20 protein-coding genes and 1 riboswitch are annotated in these 18,888 nt (G+C 66.7%); of the genes, 15 read left to right on the forward strand and 5 right to left on the reverse strand.

The genetic code is table 11. The features are described from left to right. The first annotated feature begins 104 nt into the window (after nt 1-104). The 12 genes from L7H23_RS04630 to L7H23_RS04680 all read left to right on the forward strand — a co-directional run bounded on the left by L7H23_RS04630 (nt 105) and on the right by L7H23_RS04680 (nt 12,333). The gene (locus L7H23_RS04630) at nt 105-512 is read left to right on the forward strand and encodes a hypothetical protein (protein WP_237838188.1); all 408 of its coding nucleotides are present in this window, start codon (nt 105-107) and stop codon (nt 510-512) included. A 95-nt stretch (nt 513-607) separates the two neighbouring features. Further along, entirely contained in the window at nt 608-4,030 is a 3,423-nt protein-coding gene (locus L7H23_RS04635; RefSeq protein ID WP_237838189.1) for a CHAT domain-containing protein, read from the forward strand. A gap of 86 nt (nt 4,031-4,116) precedes the next feature. Next, complete coding sequence (locus tag L7H23_RS04640) at nt 4,117-4,758, forward strand: YceI family protein (protein ID WP_237838190.1); 642 nt, start codon at nt 4,117-4,119, stop codon at nt 4,756-4,758. Nucleotides 4,759-4,821: 63 nt separating this feature from the next. Next, nucleotides 4,822-5,316, forward strand: coding sequence for a rhodanese-like domain-containing protein (locus L7H23_RS04645; RefSeq protein WP_237838191.1), 495 nt, complete (start codon nt 4,822-4,824; stop codon nt 5,314-5,316). A gap of 69 nt (nt 5,317-5,385) precedes the next feature. Beyond that, nucleotides 5,386-5,757 (forward strand): hypothetical protein, encoded by a 372-nt coding sequence (locus L7H23_RS04650; RefSeq protein ID WP_237838192.1) that lies wholly within the window; start codon nt 5,386-5,388, stop codon nt 5,755-5,757. A gap of 360 nt (nt 5,758-6,117) precedes the next feature. Next, nucleotides 6,118-7,782, forward strand: a complete 1,665-nt coding sequence (gene leuA, locus L7H23_RS04655; RefSeq protein ID WP_237838193.1) for a 2-isopropylmalate synthase — start codon at nt 6,118-6,120, stop codon at nt 7,780-7,782. Nucleotides 7,783-8,272: 490 nt separating this feature from the next. Beyond that, a complete protein-coding gene (locus L7H23_RS04660) occupies nt 8,273-8,479 on the forward strand; it encodes a cold-shock protein (RefSeq protein WP_237838194.1) in 207 nt (68 codons plus the stop codon). Nucleotides 8,480-8,481: 2 nt separating this feature from the next. Beyond that, nucleotides 8,482-8,745, forward strand: a complete 264-nt coding sequence (infA, locus tag L7H23_RS04665; protein WP_058457547.1) for a translation initiation factor IF-1 — start codon at nt 8,482-8,484, stop codon at nt 8,743-8,745. A gap of 121 nt (nt 8,746-8,866) precedes the next feature. Next, nucleotides 8,867-9,001 (forward strand): hypothetical protein, encoded by a 135-nt coding sequence (locus L7H23_RS18505; protein WP_275671223.1) that lies wholly within the window; start codon nt 8,867-8,869, stop codon nt 8,999-9,001. Nucleotides 9,002-9,028: 27 nt separating this feature from the next. After that, a complete protein-coding gene (locus tag L7H23_RS04670) occupies nt 9,029-9,235 on the forward strand; it encodes a hypothetical protein (RefSeq protein ID WP_237838195.1) in 207 nt (68 codons plus the stop codon). 61 nt (nt 9,236-9,296) lie between these two features. Next, nucleotides 9,297-9,501: riboswitch (cobalamin riboswitch) on the forward strand. Between the two features lie 116 nt (nt 9,502-9,617). Further along, nucleotides 9,618-11,936: a 5-methyltetrahydropteroyltriglutamate--homocysteine S-methyltransferase gene (gene metE, locus L7H23_RS04675; protein WP_237838196.1), complete on the forward strand. Its 2,319-nt coding sequence runs from the start codon at nt 9,618-9,620 to the stop codon at nt 11,934-11,936. A 16-nt stretch (nt 11,937-11,952) separates the two neighbouring features. Further along, nucleotides 11,953-12,333: an acyl-CoA thioesterase gene (locus tag L7H23_RS04680; RefSeq protein WP_237839111.1), complete on the forward strand. Its 381-nt coding sequence runs from the start codon at nt 11,953-11,955 to the stop codon at nt 12,331-12,333. Here L7H23_RS04680 and L7H23_RS04685 read toward each other — a convergent pair. Continuing rightward, nucleotides 12,330-13,205, reverse strand: coding sequence for an AraC family transcriptional regulator (locus L7H23_RS04685; RefSeq protein ID WP_237838197.1), 876 nt, complete (start codon nt 13,203-13,205; stop codon nt 12,330-12,332). The two genes, L7H23_RS04680 and L7H23_RS04685, sit on opposite strands and share 4 nt — an antisense overlap. Nucleotides 13,206-13,417: 212 nt before the next feature. On the opposite strand from L7H23_RS04685, the gene L7H23_RS04690 reads away from it, so the two are divergent. Continuing rightward, a complete protein-coding gene (locus tag L7H23_RS04690; protein ID WP_237838198.1) occupies nt 13,418-14,380 on the forward strand; it encodes an SDR family NAD(P)-dependent oxidoreductase in 963 nt (320 codons plus the stop codon). A 25-nt stretch (nt 14,381-14,405) separates the two neighbouring features. Here L7H23_RS04690 and L7H23_RS04695 read toward each other — a convergent pair whose 3' ends face one another. From L7H23_RS04695 to L7H23_RS04710, 4 genes are all read right to left on the reverse strand, one after another. Continuing rightward, a complete protein-coding gene (locus L7H23_RS04695) occupies nt 14,406-14,750 on the reverse strand; it encodes a hypothetical protein (RefSeq protein WP_237838199.1) in 345 nt (114 codons plus the stop codon). Nucleotides 14,751-15,003: 253 nt separating this feature from the next. Next, entirely contained in the window at nt 15,004-15,693 is a 690-nt protein-coding gene (locus L7H23_RS04700) for a DUF6445 family protein (RefSeq protein WP_237838200.1), read from the reverse strand. Next, a complete protein-coding gene (locus tag L7H23_RS04705; protein ID WP_237839113.1) occupies nt 15,669-16,277 on the reverse strand; it encodes an SRPBCC domain-containing protein in 609 nt (202 codons plus the stop codon). Before L7H23_RS04705 ends, L7H23_RS04700 begins: the two co-directional genes overlap by 25 nt. Then, nucleotides 16,277-17,287 (reverse strand): GlxA family transcriptional regulator, encoded by a 1,011-nt coding sequence (locus L7H23_RS04710; RefSeq protein WP_237838201.1) that lies wholly within the window; start codon nt 17,285-17,287, stop codon nt 16,277-16,279. Before L7H23_RS04710 ends, L7H23_RS04705 begins: the two co-directional genes overlap by 1 nt. A 139-nt stretch (nt 17,288-17,426) precedes the next feature. On the opposite strand from L7H23_RS04710, the gene L7H23_RS04715 reads away from it, so the two are divergent. Together L7H23_RS04715 and L7H23_RS04720 are read left to right on the forward strand one after the other, a co-directional pair. Continuing rightward, complete coding sequence (locus L7H23_RS04715; protein ID WP_237838202.1) at nt 17,427-18,254, forward strand: alpha/beta hydrolase; 828 nt, start codon at nt 17,427-17,429, stop codon at nt 18,252-18,254. Nucleotides 18,255-18,311: 57 nt separating this feature from the next. Then, nucleotides 18,312-18,806, forward strand: coding sequence for a hypothetical protein (locus tag L7H23_RS04720; protein ID WP_237838203.1), 495 nt, complete (start codon nt 18,312-18,314; stop codon nt 18,804-18,806). Nucleotides 18,807-18,888 lie beyond the last annotated feature (82 nt).

Here is an 18,888-nt window from a genome sequence, read left to right on the forward strand (position 1 = left end):
CTTCGACGATCGGACTGGGGCGCCTTTTCGTTCGCCAGTTCGGCTGAGGTTCATCTTGGCGGCCTAATTTGACCGTTGGGGATGGTCGCCAGGGAATGCGCGTAATGAAAAGACCTGCCCCGTATCTGCTCCTTCTGCTTGCCGTCGCCGCGCCCGCTTTCGCGCAGGATGACGAACCGCTCGGCCAGTCGAGCCAGCCGCCCCAGAAGATGTCGATCCTCTACACCTACGGCGACGAACCTTGCCCCCAGGCGCAGGGCGACGAGATCGTCGTCTGCGCGCAGCGCCCCGAATCCGAACGCTATCGTGTGCCGAAGGAACTCCGCAAGGAGTTGAAGGACCCCGCCCCCGCTGGCGGCGGCAGCTGGGCTTCGGCGGTCGAGGGCTATGAGAATATTGCCCGCACCGGCCGCCCCAACAGCTGTTCGGCGGTGGGCTCGAACGGCTGGACCGGTTGCACCGCGGCGCTGATCCGCGACTGGTTCGAGGCGAAGCGCGCCGACGGCCGCTGACGGGCTTTACACCCCGCATCGCTTTCCCCTAACCCGTTGGCGGGTCTGGTCGAAACGGGGGCGACGGGGCGATGCGATATTTGCGTAGAATCGGGATGGGGCTTGCCGCCGCGTTGCTTTGCGCCACCCTTCCTGCCGCCGCACAGCTTCCGAACAACCTGTCGCCCGCCGCCGCAACCAAAGTCGCCGAGCTCGAAGCGAAGGAGATGACCGCCGACCTCGCCGACAAGGCCGCGATCTCCGAACAGATACTGAAGGTCATCGGTGCCGACACGGGCGAAGAGAGCCGCGAATATCTCGAAAAACTGATGGTCCACAGCACCAATCTCAGCTTCGCGCGCCGCACGCCCGAGGCGCGGCAGGTGATGCTGAAGGCGGTCGGCATCGCGAAGAAGCTCTATGGCCCCGACAGCTATGTCGCCGCCGACTATGAGCGCTCCTACGCGATCACCCTCCGCATGAACGGCTATGACGCCGAAGCCGTCGAACCCTATTCGCACTATGTCCGTGCCCTCACCGAAGAGGCTTATGGCTGCGGCAGGCGCGTCCCGGGCATGGTCATGGGCTGCGCGCGTGACGAGGTGTCGCTCGGCGAGACGCTCGTCGACTATGGCCGGATCCTGAAGGATGTCGGCCGCGGCGACGAAGGCATCGCCGCGTTCGACGCCGCGCTCGCGCGCTTCGAACCGCGCTGGGCCGCCTGCGAAACCGATCAATGGGGAACGAAGTGCGTCGACGCCCGCGAAAAGCGCCGCGAAATGCGCGGCAGCTACGCGCAGCTGCTCGCGATCAACGGCCGCCTCGATGCCTCGCTCGCGCTGCGCCGCGAAATATTGGACGAAGCGCTTGCCGCGATCGACGCCTGCACCGGCGAGGATTGCGAGGGCCCCGATTTCCGGCTCGCCGGCCACTACCGCGCCTTGCGCGCCACGCTGAACGAGCTTGGCCGCACAGACGACGTGCTCGCGCTCGACGAAAAGATGATCCCGGTCTTTACCGGCTCGGCGCATTACAAGCGCGGCAAGGCGGGCAGCACCGAATATTTCGACAAGGACATGGTCGAGGACACGGCCGCGATCGCCGAAGCCTATGCCAAGGCCGCGCTCGCCGCCGGCAAGGGCGACCGCGCGCGCAAGTTACTCGCCCCTTATGGCTATGACGGCTTCGTCGGTGCGCAGCAGGCAACGGTCGATTTCGACGCGCGATATGAGGCGATCAAAGCCGAGCGCAGCAAGATCGACAGTTTCGGCGACGAGGAAGAGCGCATCGCCAACAGCCGCAAAAAGCTGGCGCTGTTCGAAAGCCGCTATGGCAAGCAAAGCGACGAATATGCCGAGGCGCTGCGTGACCTCGCCTGGGATCTCGACGACATCCCCGCGAACGATGCCGAGGCCGAGGCGAAATTCCGCGAAGCGCTCGCGGTCAATCGCGGGCTTTATCCTGCCGACAACTTCCGCCCGCTCTATGCGCTTGGAAACCTCAGCGACTTTCTGACCCGCCGCGGCCGCAACGACGAAGCGGCCAAGGCGCTATCGGACGTGCTGAGCGATCCCGCGGCCGACCACCGTGCGCTCTACACCGACCCCGATCGCCGCTCGACCCGCCGCGGCATGCTGGGCGACCCCGACGACCAGCTCAACAAGATGAACGGCGAGCTTGCGGCGCTGCTTCTCCGCTCCGGACGCGATCCGGCGCGCGCGCTCACGGCCGCAAGCCACGCGACGCTCGGGATGACCAGCTATCGCGACGCGCTCGGCTTCGACCGCTTCGACGAGATGAATCTCGAATGGTCGCTATCCGATCCCTGGGCCTTTCTCGGCCAGCGCCGCTATGCCGACTATTTCGTGCTCGAAGCCGATGCGCTCTGGGCCGCGGGGCAGCATGACGGCGTCGCCGCCGAGCGCGCCTTCATGGCGTTGCAGGAGGCGATGGCGGGCACCGCGAGCCGCGCGGTCGCAAAGGCCGCCGCCGACCGCGCGGCCGAACGCGCCTCGGTCACTCCGCTGATCGAAGAGCGCCGCCGCATCGACGATGAAATCAAGGCCCTCGAAACCCGTAGCCAAACCCTTCTCGCTGGCCCGGACCGTCAGGCCCAGGCCTCTGCGCTCCAGTCGGAGATCGCCCGCAAGAGCGACCGCCGCGCGCAGATCGACGCCGAAGTCGCCGCCGCGACCCCCGACTATTTCGCGCTGATCCGGCCGAAGGCGCTCACGGCGGCGCAGGCGCAGGCGCTGCTCGCACCCGACGAGGCCTTCGTCATGCTCGTGCCGTCGGAGTTCGGTACCCACGCGATCCTCGTGACGCACGACAAGCTCATCTGGCGTCGCGCAGACATGAAGGCGCCCGAACTCGCGCAGCATGTCCGCCGCCTGCTCTGGGACGCCGGCGCCAACGTCGGCGCCACCGACGAGGAAAAGGACAAATGGATGGCCGAGGGTCAGGGCGATTTCCCCTTCGACCGCGGCACCGCCTTCCTCCTTTACGACGAGCTGCTGTCGCCCTTCGCCGCCGACCTCAAGGGCAAGCGCCACCTCTTCACCGCCGCGACCGGATCGCTCTCGTCCTTGCCGCTCGGCATTCTCGTCACCGAAAAGCCTGTCGGCGCCGACGGCGACCCGAAGGTGCTGCGCGCGACCAAATGGCTCGCCGATGGCCCCGCATTGCTCCAGCTTCCTTCGCTCCAGTCGCTCCAGCTCCTCCGCGCGGTCGCGGCGCGCGGCGAGACGAAGACCGGCGAGCGGATGATCGGCTTCGGCGACCCGGTCCTCGACGGCAAGCCCAGCCCGCGCGGTGCGGGCGGGCGCGGCGGCGGTACGCGCGGCGGCGAACTCGCCATGTCCGAAGGTCTTCAGCCGAACTATGGCGGCACTGCGCCGCTCGCCGATCCCGCGGTGCTCCGCAAGCTCGCGCGGCTGCCGGGAACCGAGACCGAGCTGAAAGCCATGCAGGGCCTGCTCGGCACCGCCAACGCGCGCCTCTATCTCGCCGATCAGGCGACCGAGAAGAATATGAAGCACGGCAATCTCACCGGCCTGTCGGTGCTCTTCCTCGCGACCCACGGCCTCGTCGCGGGCGAGCTCAAGGGCGTGTCGGAGCCCGGGCTGGTCTTCACGCCGCCCGCCACGGCGAGCGCCGACGACGACGGCCTGCTCACCGCCAGTGAGGTCGCGGCGCTCCGCCTCGGCGCGCGCTGGGTGATCCTCTCGGCGTGCAACACCGCCGCGGGCGACGGCGCCGAGGGTGCGCCCGGTCTCTCGGGCCTCGCGCGCGCCTTCTTCTTCGCCGGCTCGGAAAGCCTGCTCGCCTCGCACTGGCCGGTGCGCGATGATGTCGCGGCGGTGCTCACGGTGCGCATCTTCGAACTGATGAAGGCCGATCCGAAGCTCTCGCGCGCCGAGGCCCTGCAACGCGCCGAGCAGGAAATTCGCAACGATCCGCGCAAGGACGACTATCTGCAAAGCTGGTCGCACCCCAGCGCGTGGGCGCCCTTCTCGCTGATCGGCGATTCGGTGCGCTAGGAAACCCAGCGTTTCCATCGGCCTGATTGACGCGGCCCCTCCGGCTCGCCTAGCGTCGCGCGTCCTTCAGAACAGGAGTCCCCCCAATGCGCCGCTTCGCTCCCATCGCCGCCGTCGCCATCGCGATCCTCGCCGTCGTCCCCGCCGTCATCGCCCAGTCGCCCGGCGCTCCCGGCGCTCCCGACAAGTCGCGCGTCACCGCGGGCACTTACGCGGCCGATCCCGGCCACACGATGGTCGTCTGGGAAGTCGATCACCTCGGCTTCTCGAACTACACCGGCATCTTCGGCGACGTCACCGGCACGCTCGTCCTCGATCCCGCCAACCCCGCCGCGGCGAAGGTCGACGTGACCATCCCCGTGTCGAAGGTCACCACCGCCAGCGCCGGCCTCACCGCGCACCTGCTTCGTGCGGGCAAGGACGGCGGCAAGCCGGACTTCTTCGGCGCCGCCCCCGCCGACGCCAAATTCGTCTCGACCAGCGTCGTTGTCGACGCCGACGGCGACGAAGCCAAGGTCGCCGGCAACCTCACGCTCAACGGCGTCACCAAGCCCGTCACCCTCGACGTCGACTTCCACGGCGCCGGCATGGGCATGGGCAAGAAGGAAACCGTCGGTTTCGAGGCCGAGGCGACGATCAAGCGCAGCGACTTCGGCATCACCATGGGCATTCCCTACGTCAGCGACGAGGTCGAGCTGAAGATCCACGCCGCGTTCGAAAAGCAGTAAGCCGCATTCATCGCAGAGCCAGCAAGGCGCGCGCATAACCCTCTCCGTTCAAGGGAGGATTTTATGCGCAAAGCCTTGCTGCTCGCCGCGGCGCTCGTCGCCACCCCCGCCTTCGGGCAAGCCAATCCCCAGATCGACTATCCGGCGTTCCAGACGCTCACCGCGAGCGTCGGCACCGCCCGCGCCGACCGCCTGCTCAAATTCGACGCCTTCAAGGCCGAGGCCGCGAAGAAGGAGGTCCTGCTCCTCGACGCCCGCTCGAAGGACGCCTTCGCGCGCGGCCACATAAAGGGCGCGGTCAACCTCCCCCTCACCGACTTCACCGCCGAAAGCCTCGCCGCGGTCATCGGCGCCAACCCCGACCGCGCCATCCTCATCTATTGCAACAATAATTTCTCGAACCACCGCGCCCCCGTGCCGCTCAAATCGGCGCCGCTCGCGCTCAATATCCAGACCTTCATCAACCTCGTCGGCTATGGCTATCCCAATGTGTACGAACTCGCCGACGTCGTCGATTTCAACGACCCGAAGGTCGGCTGGGTGACGTCGGCGGGCTAGCCCTCCGCCAATCTGTCACACGACTCCGCTAACAGGGGCGCGCCATCCCCTGTTCGCAAGGAGTCTCCCATGAGCGAATTGGTACGCGAAATCGTCGAAGTGAACGCCGGCATCGAAGGCGACGAGGAAAACCCGCTGCTGGTCGTCGATGTCGAGGGGCTTGCCCCCACCGGCGGCTGGACCAGCGTCCGCCTCGAACCCCACACCTATATCGACGCGCCAGACGACGGCTTCCAGGACTTCGACCTCGTCGGCGATCGTCCTCCCCAAATGTCTTCAGAGGGCGCCGCCACCGACGCCCTCACCGAGGTCGAGGCGGGCTACGAAGGTCCGCTCGAGGACTGGTGCATCGGCGTCCGCGTCCACGCGGTCGACAATATGTTCGAGGAAGAAGTCTTCGGCCCGTGGGACAGCGACGACGAAGAAAGCGAAGCAGCCTAATCCTGTTACGTCATCCCGGCGAAGGCCGGGATCTCGCCGTAGCCGCATGACGCCAAGGTGAGATTCCGGCCTTCGCCGGAATGACGGATGCTTCCCCTGCACTTCGCCGGGCGGCAAAGCCGCTTTGCCGCCCGGCGACATTTTCTGCCCCGCGGCGGTCTGCCGCGAAATTTTAGACACCTTTCCCTTGCCAAGCGCGACATTTTGCATCATTGGCACCCCCATGCGCGGCAACGCCCTTCTTCTTCTGGGACTTACACGCCCTTGGGCGTGACACTGGCTGCGCGCTAGTCGCGGCCACCCGCTCAAGGGTCCGATCGACGAAGCACCGCAACCGACAGCAGAAGAAGTTTTCCCACCATGACCATGCTCCGCGACCCCTCGGTCAAGTACAGCGCCTTCCCGCAGGTTCCCTTGACGAACCGCGAATGGCCCGGCCGCGTCACCACCCAGGCGCCGATCTGGCTCTCCACCGACATGCGCGACGGCAACCAGTCGCTGATCGACCCGATGGATGCCGAGAAAAAGGCGCGCTTCTTCGACCTGCTCGTCAAATGCGGGTTCAAGGAGATCGAGGTCGGATTCCCCAGCGCGGGCGCGACCGAATTCGACTTCATCTCGGGGCTCGTGAAGAACGGCCGCATCCCCGACGACGTCACGCCGCAGGTGCTGACGCAGAGCCGCGCCGACCTCATCCGCACCAGCTTCGACAGCCTCGAAGGCGCGAAAACCGCGATCGTCCACGTCTATAACGCGGTCAGCCCCGCCTGGCGCAAGATCGTCTTCGGCATGGAGATGGACGAGATCAAGGGCATCGCGATCGAGGGCGCGAAGCAGCTCCGCGACAATGCCGCGCGCCTGCCCGGCACCGACTGGCGCTTCGAATACAGCCCCGAAACCTTCTCGACCGCCGAGCTCGATTTCAGCATCGCCTGCTGCGAGGCGGTGATGGATATTCTCCAGCCGACGACCGACAAGCCGATCATCCTCAACCTGCCCGCGACGGTCGAGGCCTCGACGGCGAACATCTACGCCGACCAGATCGAATATTTCTGCAAGAACTTGCCCAATCGCGACCGCGCGATCATCAGCTTGCACACGCACAACGACCGCGGCACCGGCGTCGCGGCGGCCGAACTCGGCCTGCTCGCGGGCGCCGACCGCGTCGAGGGCTGCCTATTCGGCAATGGCGAGCGCACCGGCAACACCTGCCTCGTCACCATCGCGCTCAACATGTACACGCAGGGCGTCGACCCAGAGCTCGACTTCTCGAACATCGACGAGGTCATCCAGACGGTCGAATATTGCAACAACCTGCCCGTCCACCCGCGCCACCCCTATGGCGGCGAGCTCGTCTACACCGCCTTTTCGGGCAGCCATCAGGACGCGATCAAGAAAGGCTTCGCCGCGCGCGAACGCCAGAATGACGAGCGCTGGGAAGTCCCCTATCTGCCCATCGACCCCGCCGACCTCGGCCGCAGCTATGAAGCGGTAATCCGCGTCAACAGCCAATCGGGCAAGGGCGGCGTCGCATGGGTGCTCGAACAGGACAAGGGCCTGAAACTGCCCAAAAAGATGCAGGCAAGCTTCAGCCATGTCGTGCAGGCGCTGGCCGACCAGACGAGCCGCGAACTCGGCGCCGAGGATATCTGGCACGCGTTCGAGGGCCAGTATCTGACCACCGAAGCCAAACGCTTCCAGCTCGTCGACTGGTCGGAGACGCATTCGGGCGCCGACCGCATCTTCGCCGGCAAGCTCACCATCGACGGCATGCAGCGCAGCGTCAGCGGCCGCGGCAACGGCCTGATGTCGAGCGTCATCGCGGCCTTGAGCGAAAGCGGCGGCCCGGTGATGGACATCGTCGACTATAGCGAGCACGCGATCGGCCAGGGCAGCAATGTGCAGGCCGCGGCTTATGTCGAGTGCCGCACCGCGGACGGCAAAAGCCTGTTCGGATGCGGGCTCGATACCGACGTCGCGACAGCCAGCGTGCGGGCGATTTTGTCGGCAGCGAATGGGGCTTAAAGGCTGGGCCTTCGACCAATCGCGCAGCGATTGGTCGAAGGAACGTTAGCCCCGCACGATCCCCGGAACTAACCGGCACATATCCCCGCCCCCGGCAGCCACCACTGGACGCCGCGGCTCCAGCGCGAGTTTCTGGAGGCTTTCGCTACCAACGGGTCGGTGAAGATTTCGGCGGCGAAGGTTTGCATGTCGCCCGCCGCCGTCTATCAGCCGGACAGCGGCCCGAGGGCGCGGCGCTCCGGATCGGCTGCGCCGCGGCGCTGCTGATCGCGCGCCCGGCGACGGCTTACTACCCGCAAAACCACGGCCGGATGGCACCCGATCGGCGTCAACCTTGACTTTTCAAGGAAAACCGCCCATATCCGGGAAGCTAACGTCGCATGCGACGGAATTTGACGGCCCCTTGGGGCAGACTCTTCCCTTCACACGCTACCAGCTCCGCCGGTGCTTTTGCCGGTGGATTCCCTGTTTTCGTGAAAGGAAACACCCCATGCCGATCGGCACCGTAAAATTCTTCAACCAGGACAAGGGCTATGGCTTCATCGAGAATGAAGACGGCTCGGGCGACAGCTTCGTCCACATCACCGCGGTCCAGGCCGCGGGCATGGACACGCTCAACAAGGAGCAGCGCGTCTCCTACGAACTCGAAACCGGCAAGAACGGCAAGACTTCGGCAGTCAACCTCCAGTCGGCCTGATCTTGGCCAAGGAGGAACTGATGACCTTCGAGGGGCAGATCGACGAGATCCTGCCTGACGGTCGCTTCGGCGTCGTGCTCGAAAACGGTCATCGGGTCATCGTCTATACGGCGGGCCGGATGCGGCGTTTCCGCATCCGGTCGGTCGTCGGCGACGCTGTGCGCGTCGAGATGACGCCCTATGACCTCAGCAAGGGCCGCCTCGTCTACCGCGAACGCGGGGGCGGGCCGGTTCCGCCGAGCCAGCGCAAACGGCGCGGGCTCTGAACGAAGAGAGCCAGCGCAAACGGCGCCGGCTCCGAACTGCAGGGATCGGCGCATCCGGCGCCGGTCTCCAACAACAAAACACGTAAAATCAAAGATAAAGATGATGACTATGTATACGAATATGAACTCGATTTTTCCCGCTCTGCCCGCGCTGTCGCTGGCCGGCAAGGCCCAGACGGCCAGTCCGTCGCGCCGCCGCCGCCCGACGCTGTCGCGCCGCGAGCTCCGGCGTATCATCGCCGATATGGTCGACTGATCGACCGTAAGCGCCAAGGAAGCAGCCATGTCGGCCACTACCGATTTCTATATCGCACAGGCGGACAAGTGCCGGACCGAGGCCGACGCCTCGCCGCTGACGCAGGTCCGCGACCGCAATCTGCGCGCCGCGGCGGCGTGGCAGGCGATGGCCGACAAGCTGCTCCACAGCGAAAAACTGCGCGCCGACAAGGAACGGCTTGCCGCGATCGCGGCCACCCCCGACGCGGGCTGATCGCCCCGACCATGATATAAAGAATTCTTTATATCATGGTTGACACGGCCGCCGCGCCGCCTATGCTGAAGACTGTCGAGGTTCTTCGCGCCGTTCGTACGGCACGAAGCTAAGACGGGAAGCCGGTGCGAAACCGGCGCTGCCCCCGCAACTGTAAGCGGCGAGCGGCGGTCACCATGTGTCACTGGTTCGGCAAGGAACCGGGAAGGCCCGACCGCAGCACTGACCCGCGAGCCAGGAGACCTGCCTCGTCAGATACGTCCTCCGGCGGGGTGTCCGGGCTGGCCGATGCATGGCTGCGCCCCGTCTTGCCTTTTGGGGTGCGGATCACCGTGCCGTCGCGTCCGTCCGCCGCCCTTGCCCAACGCAAGGTGCTGAAAACATGACCGTCGCCGTCGCCACCCTCGGCTTCCCCCGCATCGGCCTTCGCCGCGAACTCAAGCATGCGCTCGAAAGCTACTGGTCGGGCAAATCGACCCTCGCCGACCTGCAAAGCGCCGCCGCCGGCCTCCGTGCGCTGAACTGGAACCGCCAGAAAGCGCTCGGCGCCGACATCCTGCCGTCGAACGACTTCTCGCTCTACGACCATGTCCTCGACACCAGCGCGCTGATCGGCGCCGTCCCGCCGCGCTACGACTGGGCGGGCGAGAGCGTCGACCCCGACCTCTATTTCGCCATGGCCCGCGGCGCGCAGCAGCCCGCCGCCTGCGGGCACGCCCATGGCGGCGACACGACGGCGATGGAAATGACCAAATGGTTCGACACCAACTATCATTTCCTCGTCCCCGAACTCGTGGCCGGCCAGAGTTTCCGCATCGCCTCGACCAAGATCTTCGACGAATATGAAGAGGCCAAGGCACTGGGTTATCAGACGCGCCCCGCCCTCCTCGGTCCCGTCAGCTATCTGATGCTGGCAAAGGGCAAGGCGGTCGAGCCGCTCGCCCTGCTGCCCCGGCTCCTCGAGGTCTACGCCGAAATCCTGTCGCGTCTCGCGGCGCTGGGCGCCGACTGGGTACAGATCGACGAACCCTGCCTTGTCCTCGACCTGACCGATGCGCAGCGCATCGCCTTCGAACGCGCCTATTCCGCGCTCGCCACCCGCGGGCCGAAGCTGATGCTCACCACATACTTCGGCGGCCTCGGCGACAATCTCGACCTCGTCGCAGAGCTTCCGGTACACGGCCTTCACCTCGACCTCGTCCGCGCCCCCGACCAGCTCGAGCCCGCGCTCGCGAAGCTCCAGCCGCATGTCCTGCTCTCATTGGGCGTGATCGACGGCCGCAACATTTGGCGCGCCAACCTCCCCGACCTCTACTGGCGCCTCAAGGCGCTCGCGGCCCAGCGCGACCTCATCCTCGCGCCGTGCTGCTCGCTCCTCCACGTCCCCGTCGACCTCGCGCTCGAAACGTCGCTCGACCCCGAAATCGCCCAGTGGCTCGCCTTCGCCGTGCAAAAGGTCGAGGAACTCGCCGCACTCGCCAAGGCGCTCAACGAAGGCGAGGACGCGAGCTTCGCTGCCTTCTCCGCCTCGCGCATCGCCGCGGTCGCGCGCCAGACCTCGCCGAAGATCCACGACCCGGCGGTCACCCAGCGCCTCGCCGCCCTCGACGCTGGCGCCACGAACCGCGCATCCCCCTTCGCCGCCCGCCGCGAAGCGCAGCAAGCGCGCCTGAACCTCCCCGCCTACCCCACCACCACCATCGGCAGCTTCCCGCAGACCCCCGAAGTCCGCAAGGCCCGCGCCGCACACCTCAAGGGCGAGATCGACGACGCGGCCTATGCGCAATATCTCCGCGTCGAAACGCGCGCCGCGGTCAAATGGCAGGAGGAGATCGGCCTCGACGTCCTCGTCCACGGCGAGTTCGAGCGCAACGACATGGTGCAATATTTCGGCGAACAGCTCGCCGGCTTCGCCTTCACCCGCGCCGGCTGGGTGCAAAGCTATGGCTCGCGCTGCGTCCGCCCGCCGATCCTCTACGGCGACGTCTCGCGCCCCGAGGCCATGACGGTCGACTGGTGGCGCTATGCGCAGGACCAGACCGACAAGCCGATGAAGGGCATGCTCACCGGCCCGGTGACCATCCTCAACTGGTCCTTCGTCCGCGACGACCAGCCGCGTGCGGAAAGCTGCCGCCAGATCGCGCTTGCGATCCGCGACGAGGTGCAGGACTTGGAGGCCGCCGGCGCCGCGATCATCCAGATCGACGAAGCGGCTTTGCGCGAAGGCCTGCCGCTCCGCCGCAGCGAATGGCAGGCCTATCTCGACTGGGCGGTCGAAAGCTTCCGCATCGCCGCCAGCGGCGTCCGCGACGACACCCAGATCCACACCCATATGTGCTATTCGGAGTTCAACGACATCATCCGCGCGATCGGCGCGATGGACGCCGACGTCATCTCGATCGAGACCGCACGGTCGCAGATGGAGCTGCTCGACGCCTTCGCCTCCTACGCCTATCCCAACGAGGTCGGCCCCGGCGTCTATGACATCCACTCGCCGCGCATCCCCGCGGAGCGCGAGATGACCGACCTGCTGACGCTGGCCGCAAAGCATGTCCCCGCAGCGCAGATCTGGGTGAACCCCGATTGCGGGCTCAAGACGCGCAAGTGGGACGAGGTGCGCCCCGCGCTGATCGCGATGGTCGCCGCGGCGAAATCGATGCGCGCCCGCGCGCTCGTGAAGGAGGCCTATCTTGCCAAATGATGCCGCGCACAACGCGATGCCGACGGGCCAGCCCGCCGTCCGCGTCACCGCCATGCCCGCCAACGCCAATGTCTATGGCGATATTTTCGGCGGCTGGCTGATGGCGCAGATGGACCTTGCCGCCTCGTCGGTCGCGTCGCTCCACGCGCGCGGCCGCGCGGTGACGATCTCGGTGGAGGGCATGTCCTTCCACCGCCCCGTCTTCGTCGGTGACGAGGTCTCGGTCTTCGGCCGCCTCGTAAAGGTCGGGCGCACCTCGATGCACGTCGAGGTCGAAACCTGGGCACGCGACCGCCATTCCGAGGATAGTCACAAGGTGACGCAGGCGATCTTCATCTTTGTCGCCGTCGGTCCCGACCGCAGACCGCGGGCGGTCCCGCCGGCCGCGCCAGGCTAAACCGCGCCGATGCCGAGCGGCGCCATCCCGCGCAGCCGTTCGGCATCGCGTGAGGGCGGTGCGCCGAACGCGCGGCTATATTCGCGGCTGAACTGCGACGCGCTCTCGTACCCAACCGAATAGGCCGTGCGGCTCGCCTCGGCCCCGCCCGCCAGCAGGCGGCGCGCCGCATGGAGCCGCAAGGTCTTCTGATACTGCAACGGGCTCATCGCGGTCGCCGCCTTGAAATGCCGGTGGAACGACGCGACGCTCATCCCCGCAATCTCGGCGAGCGCATTGGTGCGGAGCGCCTGATCATAATGCGCCCGGATCCACTCGATCGCCCGCCGCACCCGCGACAGCCGGCTGTCGTCCTGCGCAATCGCGCAAAGCTGGTGCCCCAGCGGCCCCTGCAGCAGGCGATAGAGAATCTCGCGCTCGCGCATCTGCGCCAGCATGCCGATGTCGCCCGGCCGGTCGAGCAGCCCGAGCAGCCCCGCCCAGGCGTCGAGCAGGTCGGGAGTCACTTCGGACACTGCAAAGCCTGCCTGATCGGCCTCGGCGGGTTCGGTGCCGATCGCCTCGGGCGGCATGCTGGCGATCAGGTCGGTCAACACCGCACGGTCGATGCGCAGCGCGACTGCGATATAGGGTTTGTCGGGGGTCGCCTCGATCACCTTGCCGACGGCGGGCAGGTCGAGCGAGGCGACAAAATAGCTCGACGCGTCGTAGGTGATGACCGTGTCGCCGATGACGACGCGCTTCGTCCCCTGCAGGATCAGGCAGGTGACGGGTTCATAGAGCGTAGCGGTGCCGCTCGTCGGTCCGGTCATCCGGCTGATCACGACGCGCGGGATCGGCGCCTCATAATATTGGGAATCCACGTGCCGCATTACCTGCGACCGGAGCGAGTCGAGCCTGTCCTGCATGGCACCAACATCGGATGCACGCCCGCGAAGCGCAAGCTGCGCAACATCAGCGTGGCACGCATTGAGAGAAATAGGCAAGCGAACGCCATGATCGGGCAGCGGAAACGGGCGCAGCGCGCTTATCTTGTCCGGGTCAGGGCACCCCCTCCTCCGCCCTGCATCCCAAGGAGTTCCTCATGACCCAGTTCAATGCCAAATCGACCACCGACGACGTGCTGGCCGGCGTCGACCTGTCGGGCAAGCGCTTCCTCGTCACCGGTGTGTCGGCCGGGCTCGGCGTCGAAACCGCGCGCGCGCTCGTCGCCCACGGCGCCGATGTCGTTGGCGCCGCGCGCGACCTTACCAAGGCCGAAGCCGCGACCGCCGTCGTCCGCGACGCCGCAGCTGCCGCTGGCGGCAGCTTCGAGTTGATCCAGCTCGACCTCGCCTCGCTCGCCAGCGTCCGCGCCGCCGCCGATGCGCTCGTCGCCGACGGCCGTCCGTTCGACGTCGTCATCACCAATGCCGGCGTGATGGCCGCGCCCTTCGGCAAGACCGAAGACGGTTTCGAAACCCAGTTCGGCACCAATCACCTCGGCCATTTCACCTTCGTCAATCGCATCGCGTCGCTGATCAGGGACGGCGGGCGTCTCGTCAGCCTCGCTTCGTCGGGGCATCGCTTCTCGAACGTCGATCTCGAGGATCCCAACTTCGACCGCGGCGATTATGAGCCGTGGGTCGCCTATGGCCGCTCGAAGACCGCGAACATCCTCTTCGCGGTCGAATTCGACCGCCGCCACAAGGGCCGCGGCGTCCGCGCCGCCGCGCTTCACCCCGGCGGCATCCACACCGAGCTCGGCCGCCACCTCGACGAAGGCGCGCTCGAAGCGCTTGTCGAGCGGATCAACGCCGCCGCCCGCGAAGCCGGCGGCGAAAATTTCGAGTTCAAGTCGATCCCGCAGGGCGCCGCGACCTCGGTCTGGGCCGCCGCGGTCGCCGATCCGGAAGAAATCGGCGGGCTCTATCTCGAGGATTGCCACGTCGCAAAGCTCGCCGAGAATGAGGGCCTGCGTGAAGGTGTCCGCGCCTATGCGCTCGACCCCGACAATGCGAAGGCGCTGTGGGCGAAGAGCGAGGAAATGGTCGGCGAGACCTTCTAACCAGACCGGCTTCTCTCTGCCGCCGTCAGTCGATCGTCCAGTAATCGGCCTCGCCGCTTGCGGCGCGACCGCGGCGGCAGACGAGTTGTCCTTCGTGCCACAGTTCGGCCCAGCGGCCGATCGGTTCATGCTCCATCATCTCGATCGCCGCCGCGATATCGTCCGCCGAAAAGGCGACGCGCTTCTCGAAACCGAACCAGCGATCTTCGTAGCGCAGGACATAGGCGGTGCCCGCCACCGCGGGATCGACCGCGAAGGTGGGGCCGGGTTCCGGCGCAGGTTCCGCCGCTGCCTCGGTCTCGGCGGGGTGCGGCAGGCAATCGCAGCCGCCGCGCGATGGCTCTTCTTGATGAGGGCTGGGATTCTTCACTTGGGTCAGGCCTTCGATGGGGGGAAACGAAGGGGCCGCGAGCAAAGGCCGAAAGGCCGTCGCCGCCGCCGGGCGAAATGGATCTGGTCTGCTATGCGTCTCCTCACCGCGAGCGGCGCCGGCACGCCGACGCTCCCACAGCGCCGATGGCCTTGCAAAAAATCACAGGGATTTCATTCTCATGACACGGCCCGTCGTGTGCCGCCGCTTTCGACCGGCGACCGCTTCGAATCGACCAACGGCGGCCCGGGGCTCAGCCGATCGACAGGAACGCCGTTACCGTCAGCCGCCCGTCTCGCGGGTCGGCGGATAGATTGGTCGCTGGCCCGACCGCGCCGCTATGCAGGCTCCAGCTGCGATAAAGCAGCGCCCTGTTGTACGCTGCCACGGCCGTGTGCATGCATTCGAACAGCTCACTGTCACCCGAAACATAGCCCGCGGGGGGCGGCCCGCCGTGGCGGAGCTGGGTGTCGAGGTGCCGGAAAAAGAGATCGCGCCGTTCCTCGGTCACCGTCTCGAACCCCGTCGCGCGGTGCCGGAAGAAGGCCGTCCCGTCGCCATTGTCCGGCGCCAGATAATGGACGAGCGCAATCCGGTCGGACCCGAACGCATCGACATGCGGCAGCCGCTGGGGCACCGTCAGCGCGTCGGCGGGAGTCGAGACGATCGAGAAGCTGGCGTCGATCACCTGCACCGGCCCGCTGCGCCCGAAGGCTTCAGCGGCCGCGGCCGCGATGACCGGCAGCTGCGCCGCCAGATAGGCAGCGGGCAGCGCGGCGCGGACGCCCGGATAATGGTTGCGCGCCGGCTCGAACGCCGCATCGATCGCAAAGCGGCGCAGCGCGTCGGGATCGGCGGCGAAATCGTCGAGGACGACCAGCGGCTGCGCCTCGGCGCCGATGCTTTCGACGCGGACGGTCATTCCGCCGGCTGCGCCGCCCACACCTTCGGCCCCTCGACGAACCGGCGCTGCAGGCTTTCAAGCGTCGCCGCATTGCCCTTGGCGAAGAAGCCCGCGAGCACCCGCCCGCCCTCGCTGTCGGGATATCCTGTCGACGTCAGCCGCACCCGCGTCCCCTCCCCCTCGGGGGTCAGTTCGAAGATGCTCGTGACCTTCTTATACTCATCGCCATAGGGGAAATCGTCGGGGGTCTTGATCGTCCGGAATACCAGCAGGCGCCCCGGAATGCGCGCGACGAACTGCTGCCAGATCGCACCCGGCCCGCCCGCAAGTTCGGTCGGATTGTAACTCGTCTCGAGGATATCGCTCTCCCCCTCGGCCCAGCGCGCCAGCGGCACCGCCCAGGTCGCCCAGCCCTCGGGCGTCGAGACGGCGGTCCACACCTCGGCGACCGGCGCGGCAACCAGCGCGCTGTGCGTCAACGTCACCGTGCCGTCGGCCTCGGTTCGCGTCGCAACCTCGACCGGCGGCGGCGCCACGACTTCGGCGGCCGGCTCCTCCGGCACCTCCTGCGCGGCAACCGGCCCCGCAACGAGCAGCGCTGCAATCATCGCCAGCCCGCGCATCACGCCGCTTCCGCCGCGACCTGCGCCACCTGAAAGCGCTGGCGATATTCGCCCGGCGACAGCCCGGTGATACGGTGGAACAGCTTGCGGAACGCCGCGGCGTCCTCGTAACCGACGCTCCACGCGATCTGGTCGACCGTCCGTTTGGTGAACTCCAACAGCTCACGCGCCTTGCCGACGCGGATATGCTGGACATATTCGACCGGAGTCATGCCGGTGGCGGCCTTGAAGCGGCGCTGGAAGGTCCGCTCCTCCATCCCCGCCTCGGCCGCCATCTCAGCGACCGCGACCGGCCCGACGCCCTTTGCCTGCAACCAGTGCTGGACCTTCAGCACCGCCTCGTCGCCGTGCGTCAGCTTCGGCGCGAAGCTCGCATAATTCTTCTGCTCGCGTCCCGACGGGTCGATCAGAAAGAAGCGCGCGGTCTCCATCATCACCGACGGACCCAAAAGCCGCTCGACGATCCGGAGCCCCAGGTCGGTCCACGCCATCAGCCCACCCGCGGTGATGATGTCGCCGTCATCGACCACCATCCGGTCGGCTTCCATTCGCACGTCGGGAAAGCGGTCGCGAAATTCTTCGGCGAAGAACCAGTGCGTCGTCGCCGGCCGGCCGCTCAGGAGCCCGGTCGCCGCCAGTGCAAAGGCTCCGCCGCAATTCGACGCCAGCGTCGTCCCCTGCGCATGGCGGTCGAGCAGCCAGCGCGCGTAAGGCGCCGCTTCCTCGGCCTCGAGCAGCTTGTGCAGGCTCCCCGGCGCGATGATGACGCCCGGCGAATTGCCGGCGGCCTCTTCCGGATGGCTGTCGAAGCAGCGCGCAAAGCCGCCACCGTCCTGCAACCGCCAATGGCTGACGCGGATCGGCTGGCGCCCGTGATCGACCGCGAAACGCCCCGCGACATGGAACAGGTCGGTGATTCCGTGGACCATGCCGATCTGGCAGTCGGGATAGAGCATCATCCCCACCTCGACGAGCGCCGGCGGCGCATCGGGCACCTTCAGTTTCGGCATGGCGGTTTCCCCAATCACGCGTTTGTCGGAATCGGCCCGCATATTGTCGCGTCCGCCAATGCCGCACAACCCCAAGCCAGCCTATCTCTCCTTTCACCGGCGGACGACCCGCCTCTCACGAAGCGAAAGGAACCACGACATGACCACGATCACCACCACCGACGGCACGCACATCTTCTACAAGGACTGGGGTCCGAAGGATGGCCAGCCGATCATCTTCTCGCACGGCTGGCCGCTCAGCGCCGACGCGTGGGACGCCCAGATGGTCTTCTTCGCCAATAAGGGTTTCCGCACCATCGCCCACGACCGCCGCAGCCACGGCCGCTCGGATCAGGTCTGGGACAACAACAATATGGACCAGTACGCCGACGACCTCGCCGAACTGATCGAACAGCTCGATCTGAAAGACATCATCCTCGTCGGCCACTCGACCGGCGGCGGCGAAGTCACCCGCTATATCGGCCGCCATGGCACGGACCGCGTCGCCAAGATCGCGCTGATCGGCGCCGTCCCGCCGCTGATGCTCAAGACCGAAGCCAATCCGATCGGCCTGCCCATCGAAGTCTTCGACGGCATCCGCAAGGGCACCTTCGACAACCGCCCGCAGTTCTTCAAGGATCTGACCCTCCCCTTCTACGGCTATAACCGCGAAGGCGCCGTGATCAGCGAAGCGGTCCGCGACGATTTCGTCCGTCAGGGCCTGAACGGCGGCCTCAAGGGCCTGCTCGACAGCATCCGCGCCTTTTCGGAAAGCGACTTCAACGAGGATCTCAAGAAGTTCGACAAGCCGACCCTCGTCCTCCACGGCGACGACGACCAGATCGTCCCCGTCGACGCCTCGGCCCGCTCAACCGTCAAGATCGTCAAGCAGGCGGTGCTCAAGATCTACGAAGGCGCCGATCATGGGCTGACCATCACCCATCAGGACCGGTTCAACGCCGACCTTCTCGACTTCATCAACAGCTGATACAAACGAGGCGCGGGCCCCCAACCGCGCCTCCTCTTGCTTCAAAGGAGACGTGCCATGATCCTCGGTCTCACCATTCCGCAATTCACCACGCTGCATGTCCTGATCAGCTTCGTCGGCATCATCGCCGGCCTGATCGCCCTCCCCGCCTTCGCGCGCGGCCATATCCTGCCTCGCGCGAATGTGATCTTCCTCTGGTTCACGCTGCTCACCAGCCTGACCGGCTTCCTCTTCCCGATCGTCGCCTTCACCCCGGCGCTCGGTACCGGGATCGTCTCGACGCTCGTGCTCGCGATCGCCTTCTGGAGCTGGTACGGCCGCAAGCTCGCCGGCCGCGCCGCACCGGTCTACGCCGTCACCGCGACGATCGGACTCTGGCTCAACCTGTTCGTGCTGGTCGTCCAGTCCTTCCTGAAGGTTCCCGCGCTCAACGCGCTCGCACCGACGGGAACCGAGCCCCCATTCGCGGCGGCGCAGGGCGGGCTGCTGATCCTGATGATCGGCCTCGGCTATTTCGCCTTCAAGGCAAGCCGCCGCCGCGCGGCCGCCTGAACCGGCTGTTCTCCGTAATGGCGGCCCGCGCGGCCGCCATTATCATGTCCGATGGACAGAAAGTCGCCGAACCGCCTAGAAG

The sequence above is a fragment of the Sphingopyxis sp. BSN-002 genome (assembly GCF_022024275.1).
GTDB lineage: Bacteria > Pseudomonadota > Alphaproteobacteria > Sphingomonadales > Sphingomonadaceae > Sphingopyxis.

Coding starts and splice junctions, on each gene's coding strand:
- L7H23_RS04640 (WP_237838190.1), top strand. CDS start 4,117: ATGCGCCGCTTCGCTCCCATCGCCGCCGTCGCCATCGCGATCCTCGCC.
- L7H23_RS04715 (WP_237838202.1), top strand. CDS start 17,427: ATGACCACGATCACCACCACCGACGGCACGCACATCTTCTACAAGGAC.
- L7H23_RS04710 (WP_237838201.1), bottom strand. CDS start 17,287: ATGCCGAAACTGAAGGTGCCCGATGCGCCGCCGGCGCTCGTCGAGGTG.
- L7H23_RS04635 (WP_237838189.1), top strand. CDS start 608: ATGGGGCTTGCCGCCGCGTTGCTTTGCGCCACCCTTCCTGCCGCCGCA.
- L7H23_RS04660 (WP_237838194.1), top strand. CDS start 8,273: ATGCCGATCGGCACCGTAAAATTCTTCAACCAGGACAAGGGCTATGGC.
- L7H23_RS04705 (WP_237839113.1), bottom strand. CDS start 16,277: ATGCGCGGGCTGGCGATGATTGCAGCGCTGCTCGTTGCGGGGCCGGTT.
- L7H23_RS04685 (WP_237838197.1), bottom strand. CDS start 13,205: ATGCGGCACGTGGATTCCCAATATTATGAGGCGCCGATCCCGCGCGTC.
- L7H23_RS04645 (WP_237838191.1), top strand. CDS start 4,822: ATGCGCAAAGCCTTGCTGCTCGCCGCGGCGCTCGTCGCCACCCCCGCC.
- leuA (WP_237838193.1), top strand. CDS start 6,118: ATGACCATGCTCCGCGACCCCTCGGTCAAGTACAGCGCCTTCCCGCAG.
- L7H23_RS04630 (WP_237838188.1), top strand. CDS start 105: ATGAAAAGACCTGCCCCGTATCTGCTCCTTCTGCTTGCCGTCGCCGCG.
- metE (WP_237838196.1), top strand. CDS start 9,618: ATGACCGTCGCCGTCGCCACCCTCGGCTTCCCCCGCATCGGCCTTCGC.
- L7H23_RS04650 (WP_237838192.1), top strand. CDS start 5,386: ATGAGCGAATTGGTACGCGAAATCGTCGAAGTGAACGCCGGCATCGAA.
- L7H23_RS04680 (WP_237839111.1), top strand. CDS start 11,953: ATGCCGACGGGCCAGCCCGCCGTCCGCGTCACCGCCATGCCCGCCAAC.
- L7H23_RS04690 (WP_237838198.1), top strand. CDS start 13,418: ATGACCCAGTTCAATGCCAAATCGACCACCGACGACGTGCTGGCCGGC.
- L7H23_RS18505 (WP_275671223.1), top strand. CDS start 8,867: ATGAACTCGATTTTTCCCGCTCTGCCCGCGCTGTCGCTGGCCGGCAAG.
- L7H23_RS04670 (WP_237838195.1), top strand. CDS start 9,029: ATGTCGGCCACTACCGATTTCTATATCGCACAGGCGGACAAGTGCCGG.
- L7H23_RS04720 (WP_237838203.1), top strand. CDS start 18,312: ATGATCCTCGGTCTCACCATTCCGCAATTCACCACGCTGCATGTCCTG.